19 protein-coding genes are annotated in these 21,645 nt (G+C 72.3%); 9 read left to right on the top strand and 10 right to left on the bottom strand.

The genetic code is table 11. The annotated features are described in order from the left end of the window. The first annotated feature begins 48 nt into the window (after positions 1-48). Positions 49-993, top strand: coding sequence for an NYN domain-containing protein (locus H4W81_RS41680; RefSeq protein ID WP_192779828.1), 945 nt, complete (start codon positions 49-51; stop codon positions 991-993). Here H4W81_RS41680 and H4W81_RS41675 read toward each other — a convergent pair. Continuing rightward, positions 951-4,208, bottom strand: a complete 3,258-nt coding sequence (locus tag H4W81_RS41675) for an ATP-binding protein (RefSeq protein ID WP_192779827.1) — start codon at positions 4,206-4,208, stop codon at positions 951-953. The genes H4W81_RS41680 and H4W81_RS41675 overlap by 43 nt on opposite strands. A gap of 65 nt (positions 4,209-4,273) precedes the next feature. Between H4W81_RS41675 and H4W81_RS41670 the strand changes: the two genes are divergently transcribed. Then, positions 4,274-4,693 carry an NADPH-dependent FMN reductase gene (locus H4W81_RS41670; RefSeq protein WP_192779826.1) on the top strand — a complete coding sequence of 140 codons (420 nt, stop codon included), beginning with the start codon at positions 4,274-4,276 and terminating at the stop codon, positions 4,691-4,693. A 2-nt stretch (positions 4,694-4,695) separates the two neighbouring features. Beyond that, positions 4,696-6,222 (top strand): MFS transporter, encoded by a 1,527-nt coding sequence (locus tag H4W81_RS41665; RefSeq protein ID WP_192779825.1) that lies wholly within the window; start codon positions 4,696-4,698, stop codon positions 6,220-6,222. Positions 6,223-6,495: 273 nt separating this feature from the next. Here H4W81_RS41665 and H4W81_RS41660 read toward each other — a convergent pair whose 3' ends face one another. Then, complete coding sequence (locus H4W81_RS41660) at positions 6,496-7,509, bottom strand: ArsR/SmtB family transcription factor (protein WP_225959043.1); 1,014 nt, start codon at positions 7,507-7,509, stop codon at positions 6,496-6,498. Here H4W81_RS41660 and H4W81_RS41655 point away from each other — a divergent pair. From H4W81_RS41655 to H4W81_RS41645, 3 genes are all read left to right on the top strand, one after another. Beyond that, positions 7,508-8,527, top strand: coding sequence for an MFS transporter (locus tag H4W81_RS41655; protein WP_192779824.1), 1,020 nt, complete (start codon positions 7,508-7,510; stop codon positions 8,525-8,527). The two genes, H4W81_RS41660 and H4W81_RS41655, sit on opposite strands and share 2 nt — an antisense overlap. A 257-nt stretch (positions 8,528-8,784) precedes the next feature. Continuing rightward, positions 8,785-10,152, top strand: a complete 1,368-nt coding sequence (locus tag H4W81_RS41650; RefSeq protein ID WP_192779823.1) for a DNA-3-methyladenine glycosylase 2 family protein — start codon at positions 8,785-8,787, stop codon at positions 10,150-10,152. Next, the gene (locus tag H4W81_RS41645) at positions 10,149-10,643 is read left to right on the top strand and encodes a methylated-DNA--[protein]-cysteine S-methyltransferase (protein WP_192779822.1); all 495 of its coding nucleotides are present in this window, start codon (positions 10,149-10,151) and stop codon (positions 10,641-10,643) included. Before H4W81_RS41650 ends, H4W81_RS41645 begins: the two co-directional genes overlap by 4 nt. Positions 10,644-10,646: 3 nt before the next feature. On the opposite strand, the gene H4W81_RS41640 is transcribed toward H4W81_RS41645, so the two are convergent. Beyond that, a complete protein-coding gene (locus tag H4W81_RS41640; RefSeq protein WP_192779821.1) occupies positions 10,647-11,531 on the bottom strand; it encodes a sporulation protein in 885 nt (294 codons plus the stop codon). Between the two features lie 179 nt (positions 11,532-11,710). Here H4W81_RS41640 and H4W81_RS41635 point away from each other — a divergent pair, with 179 nt between their 5' ends. Next, the gene (locus H4W81_RS41635; RefSeq protein WP_192779820.1) at positions 11,711-12,298 is read left to right on the top strand and encodes an AAA family ATPase; all 588 of its coding nucleotides are present in this window, start codon (positions 11,711-11,713) and stop codon (positions 12,296-12,298) included. Here the strand turns inward: H4W81_RS41635 and H4W81_RS41630 are convergent. Together H4W81_RS41630 and H4W81_RS41625 are read right to left on the bottom strand one after the other, a co-directional pair. Continuing rightward, positions 12,268-13,113 carry an ion transporter gene (locus H4W81_RS41630; protein ID WP_192779819.1) on the bottom strand — a complete coding sequence of 282 codons (846 nt, stop codon included), beginning with the start codon at positions 13,111-13,113 and terminating at the stop codon, positions 12,268-12,270. The genes H4W81_RS41635 and H4W81_RS41630 overlap by 31 nt on opposite strands. Before the next feature lie 72 nt (positions 13,114-13,185). Continuing rightward, positions 13,186-13,815, bottom strand: coding sequence for a hemerythrin domain-containing protein (locus H4W81_RS41625; protein ID WP_192779818.1), 630 nt, complete (start codon positions 13,813-13,815; stop codon positions 13,186-13,188). A 71-nt stretch (positions 13,816-13,886) separates the two neighbouring features. Between H4W81_RS41625 and H4W81_RS41620 the strand changes: the two genes are divergently transcribed. Continuing rightward, on the top strand, positions 13,887-14,696 hold the full coding sequence (locus H4W81_RS41620) for a MarR family winged helix-turn-helix transcriptional regulator (RefSeq protein WP_192779817.1): 810 nt from the start codon (positions 13,887-13,889) through the stop codon (positions 14,694-14,696). Between the two features lie 4 nt (positions 14,697-14,700). Here H4W81_RS41620 and H4W81_RS41615 read toward each other — a convergent pair whose 3' ends face one another. The 5 genes from H4W81_RS41615 to H4W81_RS50265 form a co-directional block, all read right to left on the bottom strand. Next, positions 14,701-15,621, bottom strand: a complete 921-nt coding sequence (locus tag H4W81_RS41615) for a hypothetical protein (RefSeq protein WP_225959042.1) — start codon at positions 15,619-15,621, stop codon at positions 14,701-14,703. After that, positions 15,618-16,235 (bottom strand): hypothetical protein, encoded by a 618-nt coding sequence (locus tag H4W81_RS41610; RefSeq protein ID WP_192779815.1) that lies wholly within the window; start codon positions 16,233-16,235, stop codon positions 15,618-15,620. Before H4W81_RS41610 ends, H4W81_RS41615 begins: the two co-directional genes overlap by 4 nt. Then, on the bottom strand, positions 16,232-19,429 hold the full coding sequence (locus tag H4W81_RS48075) for a hypothetical protein (RefSeq protein ID WP_318782407.1): 3,198 nt from the start codon (positions 19,427-19,429) through the stop codon (positions 16,232-16,234). The genes H4W81_RS41610 and H4W81_RS48075 overlap by 4 nt, the downstream gene beginning before the upstream one ends. A 729-nt stretch (positions 19,430-20,158) precedes the next feature. Continuing rightward, complete coding sequence (locus H4W81_RS41600) at positions 20,159-20,551, bottom strand: pilus assembly protein TadG-related protein (protein ID WP_192779814.1); 393 nt, start codon at positions 20,549-20,551, stop codon at positions 20,159-20,161. 212 nt (positions 20,552-20,763) lie between these two features. After that, positions 20,764-21,084, bottom strand: a complete 321-nt coding sequence (locus tag H4W81_RS50265) for a pilus assembly protein (RefSeq protein ID WP_420538765.1) — start codon at positions 21,082-21,084, stop codon at positions 20,764-20,766. On the opposite strand from H4W81_RS50265, the gene H4W81_RS41590 reads away from it, so the two are divergent. Further along, a complete protein-coding gene (locus H4W81_RS41590) occupies positions 20,995-21,633 on the top strand; it encodes an RNA-guided endonuclease InsQ/TnpB family protein (RefSeq protein WP_264083383.1) in 639 nt (212 codons plus the stop codon). The genes H4W81_RS50265 and H4W81_RS41590 overlap by 90 nt on opposite strands. The last annotated feature ends 12 nt before the right edge of the window (positions 21,634-21,645 follow it).

Here is a 21,645-nt window from a genome sequence, read left to right as displayed (position 1 = left end):
GGCGTATATAGTCAGCCGATCAACGAGCACCGCGGCCTGGAGGACGACATGGCCATCCCAGACCTCACGCCGCACCCTGTCGCGGCGAAGTACGCCGTCCTTGTGGATGTCGGATATCTCTATGCCGCCGCAGGTGAAGTACTGCTCGGCGCCAAGGAGCGCAAGGAATACCGGGTTGCCGCCGATGAGCTCATCCAATCGCTACAGAAGCATGCAGAACAACGCATTTCCGGCGAGCTCCTGCGGATCTATTGGTATGACGCCGCCCGTGACCGTGTGCCCACCGTCGACCAGCGAGTCATCGCCCAGCTGCCCTGGGTGAAAGTCCGCCTTGGCAACCTCAACGCGCGTGGCCAGCAGAAGGGCGTGGACGCCCAGATCAGGAGTGATCTCGAGGCGCTGGCCAGGCACCACGCGGTGACCGACACGATCCTGCTGGCGGGCGATGAGGACATGGTGCCCGCCGTTGAGGCGGCCCAGGCGTACGGCGTGCGGATCCATCTGTGGGGCGTCGAGCCGCCCTACGGCACCAACCAGGCCGAGCGCCTGGTGTGGGAGTCCGACACCGTGGAGGTCCTGTCCGCTGATTTCCTGAGGCCCTTCTTCAGCCGTGCCCCGCAGCCCGTGACGGTGGTGCCGCCGGTGACGGCGCCGTCGCCCGCCCAGGTGTTCGCGGGGCGCACCGCCGCCCCCAAGCCGCACGTCAAGCCGGGTCAGGTGGCCAAGCTCGGGCCCTCGCGCCCGCGGGTGGAGGACGTCGGCGAGCACGTGGCGCAGAAGTGGATACTCACCCGTGGCCGCGACAACATCAGGGACCTGCTGCCCGGCCCGATCCTGCCGACGGTCATCGACACGGAGCTGCTCATCGAGGCGGAGAAGGAGCTCGGGCACTCGCTGCGGCCCTTCCCCGAGGCGCGGGTGTGGCTGCGCGACGGGTTCTGGGCACGCGTCTACCGCGAGTTCGACCTGGGGGTGGGGGTCTCCTCCAAGTAGGGGGTGGCGAACTCCTTCACGAAGCGCTCCTCGCCGAGCGCGGCCACCGCGGCGGCGGTGATCCGGTCGACGTCGCCGCGCTCCGCGGGTGGCAGCGGCGCGCCCAGTGACCGCCTGATCTCGTCGGCCGCGCCCAGCAGGCGGGCCGCCTCGACGGCGCGTCCCGCGGCGGCGTGCGCTCCGGCCAGCCCCTCGTAGGCGAGCGCGACCGCGCGGGGACCGCCCGACTCACGGGCCTCCCGCAGGCCCTCGAGGTGCAGCGCGAGCGCAGCCTCAGCGTCGCCGCGCAGCTCGGCGACGAAGCCGAGCTCGGCCAGGATCAGCGCCGTGGCGATGGCCGCGTTCAGCTCGCGGTCCCACTCCAGCCACGTGCGCAGGAGCGCCTCCGCGACGTCCAGCCTGCCCTGGCGGCGGGCGCTGAGAGCCAGGCCGAGCGAGGCGTACTCCTGGCCGATCGTGTAGCCCTGCTCGCGGGCCAGCCTGGCGGCCTTCTCGTGCAGCTCGTCGGCCTGGGCGAAGTCGCCTTCGAGCAGCGCGATCCGGCCCAGCTCCGACAGCTTGTCGGCCACCTCGCTGTGCAGGCCGAGCTCCTCGGCCATGCGCAGGCCCTCGCGGTGCAGCCGCGCGGCGCTCTCGTAGTCGCCCACGATCTCGGCGTGCGCGCCGAGGCCGAGGGTGGCGTGCAGCTGGCCCCACCGGTCGCCCAGCGTGGTGAACAGCGCCATGCTCTGCGTGCCGTACTCGTGGAGCGCGGTCAGGTCGCCGCGCAGCAGCGCCTGCCTGGAGCGGGTGCTGAGGGCGGCGGCGGTGCCCCAGTCGTCGCCGAGCGTGCGGAACAGCTCCAGGACGCGTTCGGCCTGCTCCTCGCCCGCCTGCGTGTCGCCGACACCGAGCCTGGCCAGCGAGAGGAACCACTCGGCTCTGGCCCGTCCGGCGAGGCCCTCGAGGTCGTCGGGCCGCGTGGCGGGGTCGGTGTGGTCGAGCACCTCGCCCATGCGCAGGGCGTAGGCGGCCAGCCAGGTGGCGGCCGTGCCCGCGGCGTCCTCGTCTCCACCGGCCGCGAGGGCGGCGGCGAGGGCCCTGCGGCCCTCGCCGAGGCGTCCGCGCAGCACCCAGTACCAGGCCAGCGCGTTGACCAGGCGCAGCGCGGCACTCCCCGCACCCGCGTGGCGGACGGCGGCGCCGAGGGCGGCGCGCAGGTTGGCGCTCTCGGCGTCCAGCCTGGCCAGCCACTCGCGCTGCTCGGGCCCCCGCAGGTACGGCTCGGCCGAGACGGCCAGCTCGGTGAAGTGGCGCAGATGCCGCCGCTCGACCTCCTCCAGCTCGCCCGCCTCCACCAGGCGCTCGCGGCAGTAGGCGGCGACCGATTCGAGCAGCTGGTAGCGCGGCTCCGCGCCGGTGGTGACCGTCACCAGGGAGTGGTCGACCAGGCCCGCCATGAGATCCATGACGTCGAGCCGCCCGTCGCCGCAGACGGCCTCGGCGGCGCGCAAGGTGCAGCCGCCGGCGTGGACGGCGAGCCTGCGCAGCACCGTCCGCTCGTCGTCGCCGAGCAGCTCCCAGCTCCAGTCGATGACCGCGCGCAGCGTGCGCTGCCTGGCGGGCGCGTCGCTCGCACCGGTGGCCAGGACCTTGAACCCGTCGAGCGTGCCCTGCGGCGAGGCGCCCTCGGCGGCGTCTTGAGGGTGGGCGGCCCGGGGAGAGCGCGGGGCGTTCTGAGAGCGGGCGCCCTCGGGAGGGCGCGGAGCGTCCTGAGGGAGGGCGCCGAGGCGGGCGGCGAGCTCGTGGACGCCGAGCGCGCGGACCCTGGTGGCGGCCAGCTCCAGCGCCAGCGGGATGCCGTCGAGCCGCGCGCAGATCGCCGCGACCGTCGCCTCATTGCCCGCGTCCACGGCGAACCCCGGCGTGCGGGCCGTGGCCCGCGCCTCGAACAGCCGCACCGCGCTCGGCACCGGCAGCGGCGGCACCTGCCACAGCCGCTCGCCCGCGACCCCGAGCGGCCGCCTGCTGGTGGCCATGATCCGCAGCTCGGGGACGGCCCGTAGCAGCGCGCCCGCCAGCTCGGCCACCGGGGCCAGCACGTGCTCGCAGTTGTCGAGGACGAGCAGCGCCCGCTTGCCGCGCATCGTCTCGGCCAGGCTGAGCGCGCCGCTCTCGTCGCGGATGCCGAGCACGGCCGCCACCGCCTCCGCGACCTCCTGCGCCGAGCAGTCGAACAGGTCGCTCTCGAGGCGGGAGGGCAGGGCCCCCAGCTCGACGAGCCACGCGCCGTCGGGGAAGGAGTCCGCGAGACGTCTGGCGGCCTCCAGCGCGAGGCTGGTCTTGCCCACCCCGCCCGGTCCGGTCAGCGTGACCAGGCGGCCCGAGCCGAGCAGCGCGGTCACCTCGCCGACCGCCTCCGCGCGGCCGATCAGGTCGCTCATCGGCGCGGGCAGGTTGCCCGGCGGAGGCGCCGCGGGGCCCGCCTCCAGCGCGGGATCCTGCCGCAGCATCGCCTCGTGGAGCGCGGCCAGCTCGCGGCCTGGATCGACACCCAGCTCGTCGGCCAGGCGCTCGCGCAGGTCGCGGTAGCCGTCCAGGGCCTCGCTCTGCCGTCCGGACCGGTAGAGAGCGCGCAGGTGGACCGCGCGTAGCCGCTCCCGCAGCGGGTGGCGGGCCACCAGGTCGCCGAGCTCGCCGGCGAGCACGGCGTGCTCGCCGAGCTCCAGCCGGGCCTCCGCCTGCTCCTCCATCGCCGTCAGGCGCAGCTCGTCCAGGCGCGCGATCTCGGCCGCGGCGAACTCCTCGTCGGCGAACTCGATCAGCGCGGGGCCCCGCCACAGGGCGAGCGCGTCGCCCAGCAGGTCGGCGCGGGCGCGCGGGGTGCCCGCCGTACGGGCGGCCGCGACGAGCGCCTGGAAGCGCCCGACGTCGAGCGCGTCGGGCGGGACGTCCAGCAGGTAGCCGGGCGCGCGCGAGACCACCAGGCGCCGCGCGCCCTCCTCGGCGTCCTCCAGCGCCCGCCGCAGCTGCGAGACCCTCGTCTGGAGCGACGCGGCGGGGTTGGTGGGCAGGCTGCCGCTCCACAGGTGGTCGATCAGCCTGTCGGCCGGCACCACCCGCCCCGCCTGCACGATCAGCTCGGCCAGCAGGCCCCGCACCTTGACCTCGGGGATCCGCACCGGCCTGCCCTCTGACGTCCATACGGCCAGCGGACCGAGCACCCCGAATCGCATGGCGCAAACAGTATCCAAAGCGGATCCGAAGCGTTTCTGGAGTCCTCCCCTGCACGGTGTGGGACATGCGACTCGCGTTCATCATCGGCGGCGGCGCCGACGGCCTGGAGGTGGCCGAATGGCTGTCCGGCCGCGCCTGTCACCGCGGCTTCGAGGTCGACCTGCTCGACCTCGCGGCGGCGGGGCTGCCCGAGGTGTGCTCGTACGAGGTGCCGACTCCGCCGGCCGTCCAGGACCTGGCGCCCTGGCTGGCGGCGGCGGACGCCTTCGTGCTGGTGGTCCCCGAGTGCCTGCCCCCGTCCCTCGCCGACTGGTGCGCGCCGCAGTGGCGGGCGCGGTCCGCCGCATTCGCCGGCAGGCAGGACGCCACAGAGGCGGTCGGGCGCCTGCGGCCCTTCTTCGCGACGACCGTCGCGGAGGTCATCAGGTACGGCCGGCCCCGCTCGGCCGACCGCGTGCTGTCCCTTCTGAAGAGAGAGAACTGATCATGACTGCGCACCCCCGTGCGGGAGCCAGGGAGTGGCTCGGCCTGACCGTCCTGCTCCTGCCCACCGTCCTGCTGTTCCTGGCGATGACCGTGCTGTTCCTCGCCACCCCCCACATCGCGGCCGACCTGCAGCCGAGCGGCGCCCAGCTGTTGTGGATCAATGACATCTACGGGTTCATGATGGCCGGGCTGCTGGTGGCCATGGGGACCGTCGGTGACCGGATCGGGCGGCGCAAGGTGCTGCTGTTCGGCGCCGCCGCCTTCGGTGTGGCCTCGGTGGCGGCGGCGTTCGCGCCGGGCGCCGACCTGCTGATCGCCGCTCGCGCGGTGATGGGGGTCGGCGCGGCGGCCGTCATGCCGTCCACGCTCTCGCTGATCAGCAACATGTTCCGCGACGATCGCCAGCGGGCCAGCGCGATCGGCATGTGGGCGGCCTCGATCTCGGTCGGCGTGGCCGTCGGCCCGCTGGTCGGCGGGCTGCTGCTGGAGTCGTTCTGGTGGGGCGCGGCGCTGCTGGCCGGCGTGCCGGTCATGGCGCTGGTGCTGATCGCGGCGCCCGCGCTGGTGCCCGAGTACCGGGCGCCCCAGTCGGGCGGCCTGGACGTGCTGAGCGTGCTGCTGTCCATGGCGACCCTGCTGCCCATCGTCTACGGCGTCAAGGAACTGGCCAAGAGCGGCCTGTCGGTGCTCTCCGTGGCGGCGATCGTCGCCGGTCTGGTGCTCGGCACGCTGTTCGTCCGCCGCCAGCTGCGCCTGGAGCAGCCGCTGCTCGACGTACGGCTGTTCGCCAACCGCACCTTCAGCGGCGCGCTCGGCGTCTTCCTGCTCTCGGCGATCGCGCTGGGCGGCGTCTACCTCCTCTTCACGCAGTACCTCCAGCTGGTGGCCGGGCTGTCGCCGCTGGAGTCGGGCCTCTGGATCCTACCCGCGGCGCTCATGCTGGTCGCGGTCTCCACGTTCTCGCCTGCGGTGGCCCGCAGGGTACGGCCCGCGTACGTGGTCGCGGCGGGATCGGTGCTGTCCGTGGCGGGCTACGTGGTGCTGACCCAGGTGGGCAGCGTGTCGGGACTGCCGCTGCTGCTGACCGGGTTCTACATCCTCTACCCGGGCATCGCCCCGACGATGGCGCTGACCACGAACCTGGTGATCGCCGCCGCGCCGCAGGAGAAGGCCGGCGCCGCCTCGGCGGTGAACACCACGGCCAGCGACCTGGGCGTCTCGCTCGGCATCGCGCTGCTCGGCACCATCGGGACGGTCGTCTACCGGGCCGCGATGCCCGCGGGCTCGGCCGAAACGCTGGCGGGGGAGCTCGCGGTCGCCGAGGGGCTGCCCGCGGCGCAGGGCGAGGCGCTGGTCGCGGCGGCGCGGTCGGCCTTCACCGACGGGCTGAACGTGGCGTCGGGGGTCGCGGCGGTGCTGACGGCGGTGGCCGCGCTGCTGGCCGTGACCCTGCTGCGGCGGGTGCCGCCGACGGGGGCGCCCGCTCCCGCGGCGGCCGAGCGGGAGGAGGCGCTGAGCGCCGTCTGAGAGACCACCCCAGCCGGAGCCGGAGGACACGGCCGCGCAACCCCGCGCACCGGGCCCCGGCTGGGGCCATTTCATCGGGACCCACCCCACTCGAAAACCTGTGAGCTGGCACGCCCTCCCTCCGAGAGACCCCGGCCGAAGTCAACGGCCGGGGTCTTTCGGATGGCGCCACCGGAAGAACCCCGTGCGGCCTCCCTCTACCCCCGAGAGACCCTGGCCGAAGTCGACGGCTGAGGTCCTTCGGGGTAGGGCCGCCGAAAGGCCCAGGTGGGGTCAGGGTGGGTTGAGGAGGATTTCGGCGACGGCCGTGCGGGCGTAGAGGACGTAGCGCCCGGTGCGGTGGGAGCTGCACAGGCCCGCTCTCCTGAGGGCCGTCAGGTGCTGGTTGGCGCCCGGTTCCGACAGGCCCGCGCGCAGCGCCAGGTCCTTGGTCGAGGCGGGCTGGTCGAGTTCGGCCAGCAGGCGGGCGCGCGTCGGCCCCAGGACGGCGGCCAGCGCGGCGGGCGGGTCCCTCCGCTCGCGCTCCCACAGAGTGGCGACCCCGCGCGGCGGGTAGCGGAGCGTGGGCTGGAAGGGCGGCACCGTGATCGAGAAGATCCGCGGCCAGGCGAAGACCGACGGCACCAGGAGCAGGCCCCTGCCGTCCAGCGGCCGCACCCCGTCGCACAACCGGTGGGCCAGCCGCAACCGCTCCCCCTGCCAGCTGACATTGGCGTCCAGGTCGGCGAGCATCCGGTGCACGCCGCCCTCGGCCAGGATGCGGGCCCGGTAGAGCAGGTCGCCCTCCATGAGGGTGCGGATGCGCGGCCAGTACGGCTCGATCGCGGCCGCCCAGTACGCCCTCACCTGGTCGGCCAGCCGTTCGAGCCCGCCCGCGGGGTCGTCGTAGAGGGCGCGCAGCCGAGGTGTACGGGCACCACCCCACGCGTCGAGCTCGGCGCGCACGTCGCCGGCGCGGGAGAGCATGCCCGCCAGCTCCAGCTCCAGGTCGGGCAGCGACGTGGTCGGCGGCGGGGCGATGAAGCAGACCAGCGAGATCGTCGGCATCGGGACCAGGTCGGACAGCAGCCGCCAGTCGACCCCGGCCAGTCGGCGGCGCACCTGCTCGGCCCATGGACGGTTGACGCCCACGGGCTCCTTGACGACGCGGACGCTGGCCACCACCTCCCACAACGGAGAGATCGCGAACCGCGTGTTGGCGATGTCCTGGACGGTGAAGGTCAGGTCGATTAGCTCTCTCCTTAATCCATCGCCATTATCGCCCGGCGGCGGCATCTTTCCCGACATGGATCGTGATTTCCGGCGACTGTACGTGGCCGCCTTCGGCAGCCAGTTCGGCACGCAGCTGTCCCACGTGGCGCTCCCCCTGCTCGCGGTGACCGCGCTGGACGCGGGCCCGGGCGAGGTGGGCCTGCTCAGCTCACTGGCGACGCTGACCGTGCTGTTCGTGGGGCTGCCCGCGGGAGTCTGGGTCGACAGGGTACGGCGGCGCCCCGTCATGGTGGCGACGGACGTGCTGCGCGCGGTGGCGATGGCGTCGGTCACGGCCGCCTGGTGGCTGGACGCGCTGACGATGCCGCAGCTGTACCTGGTCGCGATCGTCTCGGGCGTCGGCACGCTCTTCTTCGACGTGGCCGCGCACAGCCTGGTCCCCTCGCTGGTGGGCAGGGACCGGCTGACCGCCGCCAACTCCCTGCTCGTCGGGACGAACTCGGCGATGTACGTCACGGGCCGCAGCGTGTCGGGGGTGCTCACCCAGGTGCTCGGCGCGCCGCTGGTGCTGCTGCTCGACGCCGTCACGTACGCGTGGTCGGCGCTGTGGCTGCGCGGGATCCGGGCGGTCGAGAGCCCGCCCGCCGTACGGGAGCCGATCGGACGGCAGTTGCGCGAAGGGCTGCGATTCCTGTTCGGCAACAGGGTGCTGGTGGCCATCGCCGTGCAGGGCGCGATGGCGAACCTTGGTTTTCCGCTGGCCACCGTGCTGCTGCCGGTGCTGCTGGTGCGGGAGTTGGCCTTCCCCGAGTGGGTGTTCGGCGCTTACCTGGCCGCGAGCGGGGTGGGGGCGCTGGTGGGTTCCGCGTGCGCGCACCTGATGGCCAGGTGGCTGGGTCAGGGCGGCGCGGTGTGGCTGCTCAGCCTGGCGACGGCGCCCTTCGGGCTGCTGGTGCCGCTGCTCGACCACGGGATCGGGATCTGGCTGGCGGCGGCTGGCCCCTTCGTCCAGTCGGCGCGGACGGGCGTGAACAACGTCCTGCTCGTCAGCTTCCGCCAGCAGATCACGCCCGACCACATACTGGGCGGATGACCTCGATCATGCAGGTGATCCTCCTGACTCCTCCACTCCCTGAAGGGAGCGGCTTCTCGCTTCCCTCAGCCGAGGTAGGCGACGGACAAGCCCTGCCCGTTTCGAACAAAGAAACTATAGCAGCGAAGCAATTCCCCTGCGGGTAAACCCAGCGATCCTCGCGCTAGACATGATGGCGATGTCGTGGGTGCCGATCTTCACGGTGAGGTCCGAAATCCGCCAGTTGGGACTTCCGGCCAGGCGATAGCGTCAAGGGCATGGAAACGTTGGATTTCGACGCCTGCTACCGCGCGGTGTCCGCGCGCGACGCCAGGTTCGACGGGCGCTTCTACACGGCGGTGAAGACGACGCGCATCTACTGCAGGCCGATCTGCCCCGCCCGCACTCCCTCCTCGCGCAACGTGCGCTTCTACCGGCACGCGGCCTCCGCCGAGGCGGCGGGGTTCCGGCCGTGCAAGCGGTGCCGTCCCGAGCTGTCGCCCGGCGACCCCGGCTGGGACGTGCGGGGCGACCTGGTGGGCAGGGCGCTGCGGCTGATCGACGACGGCGCGGCCGACGAGCGCGGCGTGGCGGGGCTGGCCGCCAGGCTGCACATCACCGAGCGGCACCTGCACCGGTTGTTCGTCGCCGAGCTCGGCGTCGGGCCGCTGGCGGTGGCGCGGACCAAGCGGCTGCTGCTGGCCAAGCAGCTGCTGACGGAGACCGCGCTGCCGGTGACCGACGTGGCGTTCGCCTCGGGGTTCGGCAGCGTCCGGCAGTTCAACGCGGCCATGCAGTCGACCTACGGCTTCACGCCCTCGGAGATGCGCGCCACCGCGCACCGGCCGGGGGCGCCCGCGGCGCTCAGGCTCAGGCTGAACTGGCGGCAGCCGTACGACGTGGAGGGGTTGTTCGCCTTCCTCGCTGCGCGCGCGATCCCCGGCCTGGAGAGCGTGGACGGCGGGTCGTACACGCGGGTGCTCCCCGGCGGTCGGATCACGTTGACGCCCGCGCAGGGGCACATCGTGCTCGAGGCCTCCCTCGACGACACGCGGCAGCTGGCCAGGGTCGTGGCGCGCTGCCGCAGGCTGCTCGACCTCGACGCCGATCCCGCCGCGATCAGCGAGGCGCTCGGATCGACGTCGCTGGCGCCGCTGGTGGCGGCGCGGCCGGGGCTGCGCGTGCCCGGCGCCTTCGACGGGTTCGAGCTGGCCGTGCGCGCGGTCGTCGGCCAGCAGATCTCCGTGGCGGGCGCCAGGACGCTCCTCGGCCGGATCGTGACCAGGGCGGGCGGGTTCCCGACCGCCGAGGAGATGGCCGAGATGGACCTCTCGGCGCTCGGCCTGACCAACCGGCGGGTGACCACGCTGCGCGACCTGGCGGTCCGCGTCGCCTCGGGCGAGATCGACCTCGACGGCGGGCAGGACCCGGCCGAGGCGGTCGCCGCCCTGCTCAGAGTGCCCGGCATCGGCCCGTGGACGGCCGGCTACATCTCGCTGCGCGCGCTGCGCGACCCCGACGCGTGGCCGTCAGGCGACCTCGTCCTGGTCAAACGCATGGCCGCGCTCGCCATCCCGCAGGATCACCTCGAGCGGTGGCGGCCCTGGCGGGCCTACGCCGCCCTTCACCTCTGGAGTTCCTCATGATCGACGCTCAGATCCTCCCGACCCCGATCGGCCCGCTGTCCCTGCTGGCCCATGAGGGGGTGATCGTGGCCGCGGGCTTCACGCCCGACCCCGCGCAGATGTTCGCCCGGCTCACTCCCCAGCTGCAGGCCCTCGGCCTCGACGTCGTCGAGGACCTCGGCGCCCCGGCCGAGGCCGTCCGCGCCTACCTGGCGGGCGACCTCGACGCCCTCGACGACGTGCCCGTCGAGCAGCCGGGCTCCCCCACCCGCAAGCGGCTGCACCAGGCGCTGCGCGAGGTCAAGGCGGGGACCACCGTGTCGTACGCGGAGCTGGCCGAGCGGGCGGGGATGCCGAGGACCGCGGCCAGGGCGGCGGGGGCGGCCTGCGCGCAGAACCTGATCGCGCCGTTCGTGCCCTGCCACCGGGTGCTGCCCAGCACCGGTGGCTTCGGCGGCTACTACTACGGGGTTCCGGTCAAGGAGTGGCTGCTGGGGCACGAGGCGTCCTGACGGCTACCAGTCGCCGCCCTCGTCGTCACTCTCGAAGATCTCCTCGACGGCCTCGCCCAGGACCAGCCCGCCGACCATGCCGGCCGCGCCCGCGGCCACCACGCCTCCTATGCCGGAGCCGTGATGGCCGCGGTGGTCGTGGTGACCATGTGAGGCGGGGGCGAGACGGTCGAGCCAGGTATCGATCTCGGCATCCCAGTCGGTGCGCATGGCCTCGTCGTGAGTGACGTGGAAGCGGCCGATAGCGTCTCCGGACCGGCCGTCGGCCTCCAGGACGATCTCCAGGCCGCCCTGGTCCGCGACGAAGGTGAGCTCGATCTCGCCGCCCGGCCCGTAGAACTCGATCTCCTGGTAGAACGGCAGCTCCTGGCGCACGCCGTGGATCTGGCCCGCCTCCAGGTCGGCCGACCTGAACTGGTAACCGAGCCGCGGGAAGGCCTCGAGGACGCGCAGCTGTGAGGGCAGCGGCTCGACCGCGACCGGGTCGAGGTCGCCCTTGTCGACGGCCTTGGCGATGGCCAGCTCGGTGCGCACGCCCACGGCCATGCCGGTCAGCCGCTGCCCGCTCACCTCGCTGATCGGCGTCTCCCACGGCACGCCGAAGCTGAAGGTGACGACCCGGTCCTCGCCCTCGCGCAGGACGAAGGGGCCGGAGACCGGCGCACGGAAGAACTCGCGCAGCCCCCCGCTCTCGCCTTCGGCGTGCTCGATCTCGACCCTGGCGACCAGCCCGAGCGTGATGTGCTCGATGTCGGCGTCGAAGTCGCCGCCCTTGAGCCGCACCTCACCCGCCAAGAGCCCTCCCGGCTGGATCCGCGGGGTGGCGAGGACGGTGTCCACGGTGGGCGCGCCGACGCCCAAGGCACCCAGCATCCGCTTGAAGACCACGGCTTGTTCTCCCTGTCGCGTCGATATGAGTCAGCCTCCCGCTAAACGATCAATGGTAGAGGCCGGTTCCTGACCTGGGGCGAGAACCGCGCACCCGGATCGCGACGTAGGCTGGCGCACGGACCTGGCGCTGGTCGTGGACGTCCCAGCGGCCTTCGGCGCTGAAACGGAGAGACTCGTTGACCATCTATCCGGCCAGGTCGCTGGTCATCCTCACCGGGTTGCCGGGGGCGGGCAAGACGACGCTGCTGCGCCGTCTCTACGACCTCGACGGCACCGAGAGCGCACCGGTCACCGTGGGCGCGGTGACGGTGATCGACTCCCAGCAGTCGCGCAGCCGGTGGGCGGGCGGGCCGCGATGGGCGCCCAAACCGGTGCGCACCGGCCTGGTGTTCGCCACCCACGTGTGGCGCATCAGGAACGGGGTGCGCGCGGGCGGTCCCGTGATCGCCCACAACCGGGGCTGCGGGCCCGTCGTGCTGCGCGCCTTCGCGTGGCTGGCCCGCCGTCACGGCGCCCAGCTGCACCTGCTGTTGCTCGACGCGCCCCCCGAGGTCGCGCTGGCCGGGCAGTACGCCAGGGGCAGGGTCGCCGCGCCGACCACCTTCACCCGACACCAGCGCCACTGGCGCGCACTGCTCGTACGGGTGCGGGCGGGCGATCCGACGCCCGCCAGGAGCGCCCGCGTGCTGGACCGCGCCGACGCCGACCGGCTGGAGGTCATCCGCTTCGGCGATCACCGGGGGCTGGCGGTACCCGGCGGCTGACGGCTGCCGTTGGCCGCGGCGAGCGCGTCGGGCTCCTCGTCGCGCGACAGCAGCCGGTCGAGCTTGGCGTGCAGCGCGGCGAGGTCCTGCTGGACGGCCTTCAGCTCGGCCTGCGTCTGCGTCTCGGCGGGCGAGGCCTCGGTGTCGTTCATGGCGTTGACCACGACGGCGATGAAGAGGTTCAGCGCGACGAAGGTCGACATCAGGATGTAGGCGATGAAGAAGACCCACGCCCACGGCTTCACCGTCATCACCTCCTGCGCCACGTTGCCCCAGTCGTCGCCCGTCATGATCTGGAACAGCGTGAACAGCGAGCGCGGCAGCTCGTCGAAGCGCTCGGGCACGATCTCGCCGAAGAGCTTGGTGGCGATCACCGCGGCTATGTAGATCATCAGCACCAGCAGGCCGATGATGGAGGCCATCCCCGGCACCGCCGCGAGCAGCGCGTTGACGACGCGCCGCATGCTCGGCACCGCCGACACCAGGCGCAGCGCCCGCAGGATGCGCAGCGCCCTGAGCACCGAGGTGGGGCCCGAGGCGGGCACCAGCGCGACCGCCACGATCACGGCGTCGAACCAGTTCCACGGATCGCTGAAGAACGACCGGCGGTAGGCGTACAGGCGGGCGGCGATCTCGACGGTGAAGACGGTGAGCGCGATCCTGTCGACCGCGTGCAGGAACCCGCCGGCCCGCTGCATCAGGTAGGAGCTGGTCTCGCAGCCGATGGTGACGGCGTTGACCACGATGACGAGGATGATCGCCCGCTGGACGAGCCGGGTCTCGATGATCGTACGAACGCGCTCTTGCCGCGACAACCGAACCGCTCCCGGATGGTCAGAGGAGAACGAACGATGATCATCGTAGCGATCGGGAGGATTCGGTCAGGTTCAGCCGCCCCAGGTGTTCAGCGCGACGTAAGCCGCCCGCCACTCGTCGCGGTAGGCCGTGCGGATGTGCTCAGGCATGCGGCCCAGGATGAGCGCGACCCGCTCGTCGCTCGCCTCGTCCAGCACCCAGGGCAGGTAGCGTGACGCGTCGGGCCCGATGCGCCTGCTGTGCTCCTGGCCGAAGCGCCGCCACTCCTCCTCGGTGACGCTCAGGTCGATCACTCCGAGCGCCTCGCGTTCCTCGTGGCCCAGGTGGCCGCCGAGCACGGTCGCCAGGCTGTCGGCCAGGCCACCGAGCCGTTCGTGGCCGGTGTCGGGGTCGGCCAGCGCCACGTCGAAGGAGGCGAGCAGCGGGTCGATGAGCGCGTGTTCGGACTCCATGGCCGCCAGCAGCGCCAGCTCGTCGGGGCGCCCGGCCAGGGTGCGCTCCATCGCGGGCCACAGCAGGTCGTCCTCGGTGGTGTGGTGGACCCGCAGGTAGCTCTTGAACAGCTCCCAGCCCAGCGCCGCGCCGAGCAGGCGCCGGGGGTCGTCGTCGAGGCGGGCGGTCAGCTTGGCGACGCGCTCCACGTCACGCCTGAGCGCGTCGTGCACCGCGAACATCATCGTCATGTCGAGTCGGTAGGTCATGCGAGGAAGGTAAAGCCTCATAGTTCCAACTGTCAACACTCCAACTATCAACATGCTGATATGATCGCCTCGTGAGCCTGTCCGAACTGATCCAGCTCTCGCTCGGCAACCTGGTGCGCCAGGCGTTCACCCTGTTCGCGGGCGCCTCGCGCTCGCGGGAGTTCGTGGCGCTCGACGTCCTGGCCGACCAGGACGGCCTCTCGCAACAGGACCTGTCCGAGCGGCTCGGCCTCAACAGGACGCTCATGGTGCGCCTCATCGACACGCTCGAGGAGGCCGGCCACGTCACGAGAACCCGCAACCCGCTCAACCGCCGCTCCTACGTGCTGCGCCTGACCGACAGCGGCCACCAGGCGCTCGGCGAGATGAGGAAGGCGGCCGCCGCCCACGACGCCCAGGTCACCGCCGTGCTGACCCCGGACGAGCGGCGACGGCTCAACGAACTGCTCGGCACGCTGCTTCCCGAGCCGTCGCCGCTCCAGAGCACCGAGCACCTGGTCTCCCAGGCGCACTACCGGCTGCGCAGGCTCGGCGACGCGCTGCTGGCGGGGACCGGACTGCGCACCAGGCACTTCGGGCCGCTGGCCGGGCTCGACGCGCTGGCGCCCTGCCCGCAGCAGCAGCTCGCCCGGTACCTCAGGATCACCGAGCCCGCCGCTGCCGAGGTGGTCGAGGAACTGGTCCAGGCGGGCCTCGTGGTCAGGGGACGCGACCCGCACGACCGCCGCCGCTACGCCCTGGAGCTCACCGACCTCGGAAGGGAGCGACTGAAGGAGCTCAGCGAGGTGCAGGTTACCCTCCAGGCCCAGGTCCGCGAGCTGCTCGGCGGCCCCGAAGCCGAGCGCGAGCTGCGCGAGCTGCTGAGGAAGCTGGTCGGCTGAGCGGTCAGGGCCGCCTGACCGTGCTCTGCACCTCTCCCACCGGCACGTCGCGGGTGGCGCCCACCTCGACCGGGTCGTAGGCGAAGGGCACCACGTCGTCCTCCACCTCGACGGGCCAGACGGTGGTGACCGTCAGCACGTACACCTCGCGCGGCTGGTCGATCGAGGCGCGCAGGTACCGCACGCCGCAGGTGAACTCCGCGCCCTTCCGGTACGGCAGGCCCGACGCCCCGCACTCCTCACGCACCTCGGCCCGGTCGGCCGACGTGCCCGCGTCGATCTTTATGTCCTCCAGGGACGCGGTGACGGTCGCGCTCATGATGCCGGGGATCGAGGCGGTGACCGAGCGCGTGGTCTCTCCCACGCCCTCGAGCCACACCCAGGTCGGCAGGTTGACGTAGCTCTTGACGTCCGGGTTCAGCTTGATCCGCGGCTCGGGCACGGTCAGCGCCGCGCGGGCGATCTCCACCAGCTCGGCGAGCGTGATGCCGGCGGGCGGCGTGGTGCCCGGCGGCACCCACACGAACTGGTCGAGCCCGCCCCAGCAGGCCCTGCCCCTCGCGTCGGCCTCGTTGTAGGCGGGGGTCCACCACCGGCCCGGCTTGCCGATCTTGTCCTTGAACTGCTTGAGGAAGGTCTGGAACTGCTCCTCGGTGCCGTCGGGATGCATCCTGAACCAGTACGCCCTGACCTCCTCCTGGGTCCTGAGCATCTGGGAGGCGTCGGGGCCCGGCTCGTACCAGCAGGGGCGTTTCAGCTGGTAGCCGTCGGCCTTGCCGCCCTTCGCGCCGTTGCCGGTGATCACGATCTTGGAGTTCTCGAGGCGGACGCCCGCCGTACGGCCGTCCTGGAAGCCGTCGCCGCGCGGGCCGCCCGGATCGAGCAGCAGCAGGCCCGCGGCGGCGACCGAGAGGAGACGGTTCATCGTGCGCACCCTTCCTTGCCGTGTCTGAAGTCCTTGACCCGCCAGATCCCGTCGTCGCCCCTGCTCAGGATCATGGCCTGCAGGTAGGCGGCCCGGGTCCACCCCGGCTGGTCCGGTACGGCGACGCCGCCCCTGCCCGACAGCAGGCGCAGGCGGGTCTCGTCGACGCAGGCGCTGACCTCGGCGCCGCCGTCCATGACGGCCGTGACGTTCATCGCGAAGACCCGCGCGGTGCCGCGCACCGACCTGTCCTCGAAGCCGCGCACCCAGCCGATCGCCGCGCGCCCGCCCGGATCGGCCACCCTTTCGAGGTAGGACTCGTCGCCGGTGACGACGGCCCGCCACATGCCCGCGTAGATGTCGGTGAACGCCTTCAGCAGCTCGGCGTGCCGCGGATCGGTGATCACCGGCCGTTCCACCAGCACCTTCGTCTTCGGCCCCACCACGATGGTCTCCGTCACCGCGGGGCTGGTAGCCGTCGTGGGAGCGGCCGCCGCCTTGCGGGGGGTGAAGGGCCGATCGGCGCCCGCGTCCGCGCAACCCGCCCCGAGCAGGGCGACGGCGACCACCGGCGCGATCAGTCCTGGTATCTGTCTCTTCTCGGTACGCATCATGCCGACGACTCCCTGACCACGTGGATCCGCCACGACGGCAGCAGCTCGTCGATGAGCGCCTCGGTCTCGGAGGCCATCCCCCCGCCGTACGGGTGCGAGGCCGATCTGCGGGTCAGGCCCTCGACGACGGCGCGCAGCCGTACCTGGTCACCTGTGGCGTGGGTGGCGCGCAGCAGGTCGCGCCAGAGCCCCTCGTCGTCGGCAGCGAGCAGCAGGCCCGCGCGGACGGCGGCCACCGCGGCGTCCGCCTCGCCGTGCGCCAGCCTGATCTCGCACAGCCGGTGGGCGGCGTCGGCGACGGCCGCCGCCACGTCGTACTCCAGCTCGTCGGCCGCCAGCCACGCGTACCTGCCGGGCGGCCTGCCCGCCAGCAGCGGCCCCCGGACGAGGCCGAGCGCCCGCTCCAGGAGGACGGCTCTCGCGGTCTCGTCGCCGTGCGAGCGGCGCACCAGCTCGCGGAAGAGGGTCCAGTCGGTGCGCACTCCCGGGCCGAGCGTGAGCCGTCCCGCGTCGTCGGTGCGCAGGTGCTCCTCGCCGAGCCAGTGCGCGACCCGCGCGATCGTGGCGTCACGGACCAGCGCCTGCACGCCGCGCGGCCACAGCACGCCGCCGAGCACGACGGGGTGGACGCCGCCCGGGTGCGTGGCCAGATACACCACGAGCTCGGTGGCCAGCTCCATCCGCCCCTCCTCCATCGCCTCGGGGCCGACGACCTCGATCGGGCCGAGCAGCCTGACCTCGACGGCGGGCGGGTGGAGCTCCTCCAGGGGCTCGGGGTCGGGCATGGCCTCGCCCTCGTGGCGCTCCGCCGTACCGAACAGGTCCACGAGGGCCTGGTAGTGGCGGCGGGGCAGCAGTTGCGCGGTCACCTCGAAGCCCAGCTCCGGGATGCGCGCGCGGCCCTCCTCGGTGATCTCCATGGTCCAGGTGGCGTGCGGCACCTCGCCCGTGACCACGAACCCCGCGGTGTCCCTGCGGGCCAGCAGCGCCAGCCTGCGGGCCTCCTCCTGGGTGGGGGCGACGGCGCTGAGCAGGTAGTGCGCCCGCCGCGAGTGGCCGTTGACCCGCCCGGTCAGCACCTCCTGGCGAGGGGCGGCGCCCTCCTCCAGCTCCGGCAGCACCTCCGACAGGCTGCCGACGGACCTGACCCGTTCGGGCGCGATGGCGGTCAGCTCCTCGCCGAACCCGACCAGCGTCACCCGCATCTCGTCCGACCACCTGTTGGTGGCCAGCTCGACGGCCAGCGCGGCGAGGGCCGCGGTGGTGTGGGGGCCGCGGATGTTGATCAGTCCGTGGGCGGCCTCCAGGTCGACGAGGACGCGGCCACCGCCGTCGGTGCCCAGCGAGACCAGCCCCGGGTACGGCGCGCCGCCCGTCTGCTCCTCCAGGAGCCTGCCCTCGTGCGCGGCCAGCCGCCAGACCTGCCCGCCGTCCTGCGCCTCCCACGGCTCGGGCGCGTCCGGGCTGGGGGGATGGATCCACAGATCGAGGGTCCTGGCGGACAGGTGCGCGGCGTAGACGGTGGGCGGGACCCGGTTCTGGGCGGCCAGTGCGGAACCGAGGAGACGCAGACCGGTGTCGAGCATGCGGGCGCCCGGGGCGTCGGCGCCGAGGCGGAGCGCCACTTCGGCCAGGGCGGCGTCGTCGCGGGGGCGGGAGATGCGGTGGCCGAAGGCGCGGTGCCAGAGCTGACGGCGACGCTTGCCGCCCAGGGCGACGAGAAGGCCTGCGGCGGCCAGCGAGGCCCCGCCGAGGTAGTCGACCAGATCCAACCCCGGACTCTGCTCCGCCTGCCGGTCTTCCTCCGCCCGCTCCGCTTCCTTGGCCCGCTCTGCTCTCTCGGCCTGTTCTGCTTTGTTGGCCTGTTCTGCTTCCTTGGGCCGCTCCGCTTCCGTGGCCTGTTCTGCTTCCCTGGCCCGCTCTGCTCTCTCGGCCTGTTCTGCTTTGTTGGCCTGTTCTGCTTCCTTGGGCCGCTCCGCTTCCGTGGCCTGTTCTGCTTCCCTGGCCCGCTCTGCTCTCTCGGCCTGTTCTGCTTTGTTGGCCTGTTCTGCTTCCTTGGGCCGCTCCGCTTCCGTGGCCTGTTCTGCTTCCCTGGCCCGCTCTGCTTCCTTGGCGCGCTCCGCTTCCTTCCCCTCCGCCGCTTCCTTGGCCTGCGCTGCCTCCCTCGCCTGGCTGTCTTCCGTTCGTCCTGCCTGCCCGGCCTCTCCTGTCTCCTTGCCTGGCCGGGGCCCTGCCTCCCGGCCCTCGCCCGGCACGGCTTCCCGCCCGTGTGCGTTCGTCACTGACTCGCCGCGGTTCCCCTCGCCCGGCTGAGCGTCCCGCTGCTCCTGGTGCGAGTCCTCCTGGGCGGGAGGCGCCGGGGTCTCTCTGCCGCGGGAGGGACCGGGCTCCTGACCCGCTCGCGCGTCACCCTCCACCACCTGCTCGGGCGGCCCGGGGTGCTCCTTGAGCGTCTTCTCCCTCGGCTGTCCCGCCGGGACGACGTGCACGTTGACCGCGTCGTCCGGCATGTCGAGCACCCATCCCGGCCTGATCAGATCAGCCATGCGCAGGCGGGCGCCGTCCGGCTGCTCCTTGTACTGGTTCAGCCGGAAGATTTCCGGATATCTCCGCCCATCGCCCAGACACTTCTCCGCGATCTCCCACAAGCTCTCGTGATGCCTGCCGTGCGGCGGCTGCACGGTGTAGACCTTCTTCGCCTTGTAGACCGTCGCCTCCTCCACGACGACCGGCGCCGCATAGGCCACCGTGGTCATCGAGGGACGCTCGGGCGGCGCGGACCACGCGGCGACCGGCACGGCCACCGCCCCCGCCGTGAACAGCAGCAACACCGCCGACACCAGCCGGTTCGCCAGCGCCTGGGTCGCCCCCGACAACGGGACGCGTGCGGGCATGCCCACCCGACGGATACCGCCGTACACCTCGACGATCACGCACACGAACAGCTGCAACCAGGCCAGCCAGACCAGCAGCACCATGATCGCCACAACCGTGCTCGCACCGACGCTGCTGGTCAGCAGGTTGATGTCGAGCAGTTCGGGCGAGATCGGCGGCCCGGCCAGCGTCAGAAGCGCATAGGGCACCCCACCCACGAGCGCCACCAACACGACGAGCGCCCCGAGCCCCGCGAGGATGTCACCGGGTGTACGCCTGGCCGGAATCCGCACCGGAACCGCCACAGGGCGCCTTCCCACCCGCCCACTCCCCCCACCACGCCCAACGCCACCTTCACCTGCACCCCGCCCAGCGACACCCTCAGCCGCGCGCCACCCCACATCACCGTCGGCCACGCGCCCCCTCGCGCTTTCACCGGTGCCACGCCTCACACCACCTCCAGCCCCGCCCCGCCCCACGCCACCTTCAGCCACAGTCCGCTCCAGGTCGCCGCCAACCACGCCCCGCCCCACGGCGCCCTCGTCCAGGCCCCGCCTCACGACCCCTTCTGCACCGCCACGACTCGGGGCACCTTCAACCACACGTCGCCCGAGGTCGCCGCCAGCCACACCCCGCCTCACCGCGCCGTCATCCGCGCTACGTCTCTCGACACCTTCAGCCGCACTCCGCCCTATGGCGCCCTCATCCAGGGCACGCCTCACGGCTCCCTTGGCCTCGCTCCATCCCACGGCGCCCTCATCGCCCCCTGGGTGGCCTGCTTTGGTGGCCGGACGGTCTCGGGTGGCTTCGGCGGTGAATGCGGGCGGGTTCGGGCCTGCCGTACCTTCTGGGTGGTCTGGTCGGGTGGCGGGACGGTATGGGGTGGTTTTGGGGCGTGCGGGTGTGTTCGGGCCTGCCGTACTGGCTGGTGGACGGGCCGGATCGTCCGGGCGTGCGGGCTCTCGGGTCGGCATCGCCTCTCCCTCCTTCGCATCAAGCGTCGTCACCCGCGACCCGTGCGGCCAGCGAGTGACGAGATTCGGTCTGGTTCAGCGGGCGTCGGGCGCGGCGGTGGCCTGTCCTTCCATCTCCGCGCCGGGAAAGCCCAGCGCGCCGAGGAAGAACGCCTTCCAGCTCACCCGGACCCAGACCGTCACCTGGGTCTGCGCGTCGCCGACCCGGCAGTCGGCGGCCTTGACTTCGCTGGGTGAGTAAGCACTTACGATCTCCTCGGCGCGGGCGCACACCTCCTCCTGGCCCAGCAGGCGGGCCTGGCCGCTCTGGCGCAGGTACTCCACGTCGATCCGGTCCGCACCCGCCCGTGCCGCCTGCTCGGCCACGTCGGCGGCCCGCAATCTCGCGTTGATGGCGGCGCCGCCGTCCACGAGCAGGCCGGCGAGCAGGAACACGACGACGGAGAACAACACCGTGAATACCGACATCGACCCACGCTCATGGACTCCGCCCGCCGAAACCGCTCCCATTGGCCTGCGCCCTCGCCTCGCACGCACGATCGGTCGGTTTACGCCCAATCGGCTTCGGGGAGCAGCGTTGATCGGTCGGTTCTCGTTCGATTGACCCGGGGGAGCCGCTTCGGTCGGCTGGTGCTGCGTCGATCGACCCCAGGACCCCGCTTCGGTCGGCTGGTGGTGGTTCAATCGACTCTCCGGAACTGCTCCAGGGGGACGACCGACATGCCGGTCATCTGTTTGGTCGCGCCGAATCCCAGGAAGTCCAGGTTCAGCTCGCAGGTCACTTCCGCCCTGACCTGGCCGCCCTCCTGCCACGCCGTCCCCTCCAGCGAGATCTGCGGCGCGGCGCACTGCCCTTCCAGCGCCGCCTTCGCGCTCGCCTCCGCCGCTCCCTCCGCGCCGTCGAGCGTGCGCTGGACCGAGGCGGCCCTGGCGGCGTCCCTGGCCGCGCCGTTCACCTCGCCCTGCGCCTCGACCAGCCGTCCCGCACCTACGAGGAACAACAGGAACAGCAGAAAGACCGGCGCCAGCAGCACGGTCTCCACGGCCATCGAGCCCCTGTCGGCGTTCACCCGATCCTCCGAAGGGGGCAAGACTTCCTGCACCGCACCAGCACGAACCTGGTCCGCAAGGCGGACACCATCGTGATCGAAGACCTCGCGGTCAAGAACATGGTCAAGAACCGCAGCCTCGCCCGCGCCATCTCCGATGCCGGTTGGGGCGAGTTCCGGCGTCAACTCGAGTACAAGTGCGAGCGAGCCGGACGTCGGCTGGTCGTGATCGACCGCTGGTACCCGTCCTCCAAGACCTGCTCGTCCTGCGGATACCTGCTGTCCCAGCTGAGTCTTTCCACCCAGCACTGGACGTGTCCGGGCTGCCGCACCCGGCATGACCGGGATATGAACGCGGCGAAGAACATTCTTGCGGCTGGTCGAGCCGTAGCCAGACAGAACTCTGGCGATGTCTGTGGAGCTGGTGTCAGTCGGCAAGGGTCCTCCCTTCCGCAGTCGGCTATGAAGCAGAAACCCCGCGCCGTGAGGCGTGTCGCGTAAGCGGCGTCGCGG

This window comes from Nonomuraea africana (assembly GCF_014873535.1).
Classification (GTDB): domain Bacteria; phylum Actinomycetota; class Actinomycetes; order Streptosporangiales; family Streptosporangiaceae; genus Nonomuraea; species Nonomuraea africana.
This window is presented reverse-complemented; position numbering and strand designations above follow the sequence as displayed.